The sequence below is a fragment of the Mesorhizobium sp. M7A.F.Ca.ET.027.02.1.1 genome (assembly GCF_004022985.1).
Taxonomy (GTDB): Bacteria; Pseudomonadota; Alphaproteobacteria; order Rhizobiales; family Rhizobiaceae; genus Mesorhizobium.
The window spans coordinates 1-6,694 of the sequence record NZ_RZOL01000346.1 but is presented as its reverse complement, the minus strand read 5'-3'; the positions used below and the strand labels follow the sequence as shown (position 1 = coordinate 6,694).

Annotated in this window: 6 protein-coding genes and 2 pseudogenes; 2 read left to right on the top strand and 6 right to left on the bottom strand. The window is 63.0% G+C overall.

What is annotated here, in order from left to right:
* Positions 1-367: pseudogene (locus tag EN749_RS27695) on the bottom strand (EamA/RhaT family transporter); the annotation flags it as partial.
* Positions 368-542: 175 nt separating this feature from the next.
* Complete coding sequence (locus EN749_RS27690; protein ID WP_128364356.1) at positions 543-2,060, bottom strand: alpha/beta hydrolase; 1,518 nt, start codon at positions 2,058-2,060, stop codon at positions 543-545.
* Between the two features lie 105 nt (positions 2,061-2,165).
* On the opposite strand from EN749_RS27690, the gene EN749_RS27685 reads away from it, so the two are divergent.
* The gene (locus EN749_RS27685; protein ID WP_128364355.1) at positions 2,166-2,915 is read left to right on the top strand and encodes a helix-turn-helix transcriptional regulator; all 750 of its coding nucleotides are present in this window, start codon (positions 2,166-2,168) and stop codon (positions 2,913-2,915) included.
* 21 nt (positions 2,916-2,936) lie between these two features.
* Here the strand turns inward: EN749_RS27685 and EN749_RS27680 are convergent, their stop codons facing one another.
* Complete coding sequence (locus EN749_RS27680) at positions 2,937-4,031, bottom strand: polyamine ABC transporter substrate-binding protein (protein WP_127398467.1); 1,095 nt, start codon at positions 4,029-4,031, stop codon at positions 2,937-2,939.
* Positions 4,032-4,076: 45 nt separating this feature from the next.
* Entirely contained in the window at positions 4,077-5,183 is a 1,107-nt protein-coding gene (gene aguA, locus EN749_RS27675) for an agmatine deiminase (protein WP_128364354.1), read from the bottom strand.
* A 204-nt stretch (positions 5,184-5,387) separates the two neighbouring features.
* Between aguA and EN749_RS27670 the strand changes: the two genes are divergently transcribed.
* Complete coding sequence (locus tag EN749_RS27670) at positions 5,388-5,894, top strand: OsmC family protein (RefSeq protein WP_127269953.1); 507 nt, start codon at positions 5,388-5,390, stop codon at positions 5,892-5,894.
* 3 nt (positions 5,895-5,897) lie between these two features.
* Here the strand turns inward: EN749_RS27670 and EN749_RS27665 are convergent, their stop codons facing one another.
* Together EN749_RS27665 and EN749_RS27660 are read right to left on the bottom strand one after the other, a co-directional pair.
* On the bottom strand, positions 5,898-6,119 hold the full coding sequence (locus tag EN749_RS27665; RefSeq protein ID WP_013532531.1) for a hypothetical protein: 222 nt from the start codon (positions 6,117-6,119) through the stop codon (positions 5,898-5,900).
* A gap of 167 nt (positions 6,120-6,286) precedes the next feature.
* Positions 6,287-6,694: pseudogene (locus EN749_RS27660) on the bottom strand (hypothetical protein); the annotation flags it as partial.

The following is a 6,694-nucleotide window of genomic DNA, read 5'->3' as shown; positions in this document are numbered from 1 at the left end:
CGATCAAGCTGTTGGTCGTCGGCATGAGCGTCTGGCAGATCATGTTCTTCCGCAGCATTGCCATTCTGGGCGCGTGCGCGGCGTTGTAGTAACACAGCCACGCAGCAAGCGTGAAGGCACTGCGCACCAGCATCGGCCGCACGATCGGCGAGCGCATCGTGTCGGCAAACAACTGTCGTCCGCCGATCGCCGCGCACGCGCCCAGAATGGCAATGCTGCGGAAGAACATGATCTGCCAGACGCTCATGCCGACGACCAACAGCTTGATCGAGGCATCCTGTGTCGAAAACAGCAAATAGGCCGCACCGGTCAGCAGGATGCCTGCAAGCATCCGCTCGCGTGTTTCGAGAATGGCGATATCGGCCATAAGGCGCGTGGGACCAAATTTCCGGAGCGGCAGAATGCTGTGAGGAGCGACACGAGGAGCTGTGAATTCAGTTCCCTCGGCACCAAGCTATAAGGGCGAAAATCGCTGCGGCGCTACGCCAGCCCGGTGGTTATGTTGGGGCAGGGGGCCATGCCGAGCTGCACTGTCGCCAAGCCTACTGCGTCGCCTGGTAAAGCTCCGAAGCGGCTTCTTTCAGCGCGCGTCGGCCGTCGGGCCTGAAATACATCATGTGCCCGCCCTCGACGACATCGAGACGGATAGGCTTGGCATCGGCGAGCGATGGGATCTGGTTCACCAGGTAGCGCGAGGCGAGGTAAGGCGTGACCAGGTCGGTGTAGCCGTTGACGATCACGACACCAAGCGAAGGGTTCAGTGAGCGTGCGCGCTGCAGATCGTCCATCACTCCGGCATAGCCTTGCCGCGAGGCGCTGGTCCCGTAATCCCATTTGTGGCTGATTTCGCCATTGAGCAGCCGATAGCTGACATCGGTGCGGAAGTTCAGCTCTTCGCGGATATAGCCGACGAACGCCGACGTCAGCGCCGGCACGCTGCGGTCGAGCACCGGATCCGGGCCGGCGGTGCGGGCGCTCTCAGGCGCGATGTCGGCTGTGCCGATCGTGGCGTCATAAGGGCTGAGCACCTTGCTGCTGGCGCGAGCGAATTCCCTTGCGAACAGGCCGGTGGGGATGCGAGCGGAGTTCCGCTGCACCAAATCGAGTGGCAGGCCGGTGATCTCAGCGACGCGCTGGCTCGCCAGCCGCCTGCCTTGCTCCAGTCCGCTGGTGATTGCCGTGAGGTAATCGCCCATCGCATAGTGTTCGACTTCGGCCAGCTTCTCCCGCAATGCATCGCCGCTGACGCCTTCGGTGCGTAGCCGCACCGCCGCCAGGGAAGGCAGTTCGAGCGCCCAATGCAGCGGCTCGAATTCGTCGGGCTGCACCAGCGTGAACTCCAGCGCCGGCGAGATCAGCACGATGCCGCTCGGACTGATGCCGATATCTTCCTGCAATGTCCTGGCGAGCAGCGCCGCGCGGAACCCGCCATAGCTTTCGCCGGCGAGGAACAGCGGCGACCCGGTGCGGCCGTTCTGCGCGAGATAGAGCCGGATGAAGGCGCCAATCGAGCTGGCATCCTGGTTGACGCCCCAGAAATCGCGCGTGTCCTGCCCCGGTGCCTCGCGGCTGTAGCCGGTCCCCACCGGATCGACGAAGACGAGATCCGTCATGTCGAGCCAGCTGTCCGGATTGTCGATCAGTCTTTGCGGTGAGGGCAGGAGTTCGCCATCGGCTCCCGTCGCGATTATCCGTGGACCGAGTGCGCCGAGATGCAGATAGGCGGACGCTGCTCCAGGGCCGCCATTGAACACGAAGGTGATCGGCCGCTGCGGGTCTTTGGCCACGCTCGCCGGCGGCTCCAGCGTGTAGGCGACATAGAAGATCTCCGCCGTGACGTCGCCGTTGCCCGACAGCAGCGACAGGGTCGCTGCCTTTGCCTGGTAATCCAGCTTGCGCCCGGCCAGTGTGATCGAATGGTTGGTGGTCTGCGGCGGCGGCAGCAGGGACAGCACACCGCCCGCAGGTGCCGGCCGCTCCGCCGTTTCAGCCAGGACGGGCTGCGCCAGGACGGCAAGCATCGGCAGGATGAGGAAGATCAGTTTCAGCTTGACCAGCATGATGGCTCCGCGACAACGACTCCCGCATAGGTATGGCCGAGAGGATCGAAGTCAAAGGAAATGGCTGTCTTGAACCTGCAACGGCTTGCGCTAATGTGAGCCGGAATGCAGTCGAACATCTCTCTCGATCGGTTTGGACACTGGAGCGGTGGTGTCGCCGCCGCGGCCATGGCTGCAACGCCCGAAGAATTGTCCGCTCGCTTCACAGCGGCGGCGAGCGGGCTGCTTGGCTCCGACCGCGCCTATGTCGGCTTCTACCGTCGAGACATCACATCCCTGACCATCGACGATGCCGGCCCCGATCGCTGGAACCGCGACTACGATGCACGACTGTATCGCCAGGATCCCTTCTTCCAGAGGTTCGCCAGCACAAGACAGGATTTCCTGTTGCCGCTGTCGGCACTCCGCAATGGCGACTTCCAGCGTACCCCCTACTATCGCGAATTCTTCGGCCCTTCCGACAGTTTCGACGAGATCACCGGCGTGTTCAATCTCGACGGGCTGACCGCTGGCTATGTCACCTTCCTGCGGCGAAACGGGGCACCGGCCTTTGGCGATCAGGATCTGGAGATGGCTTGCGCGGCAAGCAGCGCGACGAGGCTCATTCTGCAAAGATTGCTTCATCTGTGCCGCTCCCGGGACAAGGGCGCCGCAATCGGTGACGGACGCTCGGGGCTGAGCAGGCGCGAGGCCGAGGTTGCGCGGCATCTGGTCGAGGGTGGCAACGCCAAGACCATTTCGCGAAGCCTCGCCGTCTCGCCCGGCACCGTCCGCAACCACATCAAGCAGATCTACCGCAAGCTCGGCGTGCACTCCCAGGTCGAGCTGCTGGCGGCCTTCCGCGAAGCCGCTTGAGCCTGACGGCTTCCGCCGGCGCTATTGCCCCGTCACGATGCGCGTCCACATGCGGTTTTGTGATCGCAGCAGCTTTGGGTCGTTGTTGTCGACCACGAACAGCTTGGCCTTCACGGCATCAGGCGGAAAGACGCCGGGATCGCTGGCTATCGCCTTGTCCATCAGCGGCAGGGATTCCGGTATCGCATTGGCATAGGAGACATAGCTGGAATTGGCCGCGGCGATATCGGGCCGCAGATTGAAGTTGATCCAGGCCTGGGCGTTGTCGGGATGCGGCGCATCTTTCGGCACCACCATCGTATCGAAGTTGATGAGCGTGCCTTCTCTGGGGATGGAATAGGCGATCTCCAGCTTCTTCACGGATTCCGCCGCACGGGTCCTTGCCTGAAGTATGTCGCCCGACCAGCCCAACACCACGCAGATGTCGCCGTTGGCGAGGTCGTTGATGTATTTCGACGAATGGAAATAGCGGATGTAGGGCCGCACCTTGCCCATCAGGTCCTCGACCTTGGCGAGGTCGTCGGGACTGGTCGATTTGGGGTCGATGTGAAGATAGTTCATCGCCATCGGGATGACTTCAGCCGGCGCATCGATCATGGCCACGCCGCAATCGGAGAGCTTCTTGACCACGTCCACGTCGAAGACCATGGCGAAGGAATCCGTCGGCGCGTCCGGCAGCCTCTGCTTCACCGCGGCGACGTTGTAGCCAATGCCGTCGGTGACAGCCATATAGGGCACGGCATGAAGGTTCTGCGGGTCGGCGCCTGCGATCAGCGCCAGGGCCTGCGGATCGATCTTCGAATGGTTGGCAAGCTTCGATTTGTCGAGTTCCAGGAACGCCCCCGCCTTCACCTGGTTCTTCAGGAACGGATAGGCTGAGGGGTAGACCACGTCATATCCCGAGCCGCCGGTGAGCAGCTTGGTTTCAAGTACTTCGTTGCCGTCATAGACATCGTAGCGAACCTTGATGCCCGTTTCCTTCTCGAATTTCTCGGCGGTGTCCGGCGCGATGTAGTCGGACCAGTTGTAGACGTTGACGATCTTTTCCTCGTCAGCCGAAGCCGCATTTGCGCAGACGCCGCAGGCAAGCAGGGTTGAGAAGATCAGAGCGCGCATAAATGTCCTCCGTTTTCGCTATCTGTTTTCGGCATGCGTCGTCCCTCAGCGTCGCTGCGGGGCATAGACCGGCAAGGTGATGCAGGCGACATTGCCGCCACCCAGCAGGATCTCGCGTGAGTTTTCGATGCCGACTATCTTGTGGTCGGGAAACAGCTCGGCCAGCGTCTGCTTGGCCTTCACATCGAGATCGCAGCCGAACTGCGGTACCACCACGACGCTGTTGCCCGGATAGTAGTTGATGTAGCTCGCCGCGATCCGGTTTCCGGCCGGTCGCGCCCAGGTCGAATCCAGCCGGTCCACGCTCTCGCTTTCTTCCGGCGTCATCTCGATCGGCAGGGGATGCGGCAGCCGGTGGATCTCCAGTGCGCGGCCACGCGCATCACGGGCCGAACGCAGCACCTCTTCGGCTTCTCGCACAATCTCGTATTGCGGGTCCTCCCGATTGTCGGTCCAGCTCAGCACGACCACGCCGGGACGCACGAAGCAGCAGATGTCATCGACATGGCCGTCGGTTTCGTCGAAGGCAAGGCCACGCGGCAGCCAGATGACGGTGTCGACGCCGAGATAGTCACCAAGCTGGCGTTCCACCTCGGCCTTGCCGAGATGAGCGTTGCGATTTCGGTTGAGCAGGCATTGCTCCGTCGTGATGAGGGTGCCCTGGCCGTCGCATTGCAACCCGCCGCCCTCGGCGATCAGCGGTGCGCGGTAGCGATCCATGTTCTCGATTTCGAGCACTTTTTGCGCTGCCAGATCATCGAGGTCCCATGGCGCGTAGAGGCCGCCGTCAAAACCGCCATAGGCGTTGAAGATCCAATCGACGCCACGCACGCCGCCTTGATCGTTGACGACGAAATTGGGACCGCTGTCGCGCAGCCAAGAATCGTTGGTGGACATCGCCACGACACGCACATGGCCGGGCAATCGCGCTCGGGCATTCTGCCACTGGCGAGCGGAGGCCGCCACCGTCACTGGCTCGCTTTGCGCGATCGCCGCGGCGACATCCACGAACAGCTTTTGCGCGGGCTTGGCGCCGAGGCGCCAGGTGTCCGGCCGCTCCGGCCAGATCAGCCAGCAGCCTGACTTTGGTTCGAATTCGCCGGGCGCGCGAAACCCATCCTGTTTCGGCCTTGTCGAGAGGGTACGGGGCATCTTGGGACCGCCGGGAAATGGAGTGATGACTTGCCCGGATCAGACGTTTTTGGGACCTTGTCCGTCAATGTCCCATTTGGGATATCGGTGTTGACCGCTGTCTCCTGTTGCGGAACGGCATTGCCTTGCCACGGTGATCGGCGCAAATCTCGACCGGACGGCGTATGCCGGTGACGCAAGCAGTCGACGAAAGGGGAAAAGCGGATGGATGCGACCGAACTGAAGGCCATGCAGGCGCCGCTGAAGCAGGCCTACCGTGACGATGCTTCGCAGGCTCTGATCACGCTTCGCGCCAAGGGCTCGATCGATGACCAGTCGGTTGCCTGCAAGGTGGAGACGGGCAGGGCGCTCGCCATCGCCGGCTTGCATCCGGCAACAGGCGGCTCAGGGCTTGAACTCTGCTCGGGCGACATGCTGCTGGAGGCGTTGGTCGCCTGCGCCGGGGTGACGCTCAAGGCGGTGGCGACGGCGCTCGAGTTCAAGCTCGGCGCCGCCACGGTGGAGGCCGAAGGCGATCTCGATTTTCGCGGCACGCTCGGTGTCGCCAAGGATGCACCGGTCGGCTTTCGCGCCATCCGGCTCAATTTCAACCTCGACACCGCTGAGCCGCAGGAGCGGGTAGACTCGCTGCTGAAGCTGACCGAGCGTTATTGCGTGGTGTTCCAGACCATCAGCCAGAAGCCGGAGCTGACGGTGAGCGCACGCCGCTGATGCTTACTGCGCCGACGGTTCTTCGGCGTCGCCCTCGTCAGTGAAGGGCGAGGCGCTCGGCACGCATTGCACCGACCAGCCGGCCGGTGTCGGCTGCTTCTGATATTCGGTGATGGCGGCGGTGCACTGTTCGCGTTTGTCGAAGGTGCTGGGCAGCACGACCATGCCGCCTTGCGGGCCGGCGATTACCAGATACCAGACCAACGCTGCTGCGGTCGTAGCCATGGGGATTTCCTTGTTCTGCCAGTTGGGCGCTTGTTGTGGGAGTCGCTGTGACCCTACCAACTCCAAGGAAATGACGAAAGCCTGACCGCCGCACGGCTTCCCGCCGTCACATCACAGCCGCGTGATGTGACGGGGGTTTCGCAGCCCGATTTCGAAGCGCAATCGGCTCAGTTGGTGGCAAAACAATAGAACAAGCCATCGCCCCCGGTGCCCTTGAGCGCCTCCTGGCTGCAGCCGCCGCGCGAGGCGTGCGAAGAATTCCAGGATTTGGCCGCTGCCGAATCGTCGAGGCCGGCGCGGTCATGATGGCCCGTCATCGCGGCGCCTTCCGCCCCGCTCATCGTCCAGTCGCCGCAGGTCTGGTCGGCGATCTTGGTGCCGTCGGGCTTGGAGCCGGTCAGCACGTCGTGGCGGTTGGGCGTGTCGCCGCGGCCGTTGACCGCTTCGCCTTTCTCGTTGAGCGCCGTCTGCTTGGTGATGCCGTTGGCATTGCTGTGCAACGAGGCGACATCGTCGGCGATCTTGACGCCCTTGGCGTTCACCCATGGCCCCTTGCCGATGCGGTCGCGGGCGTC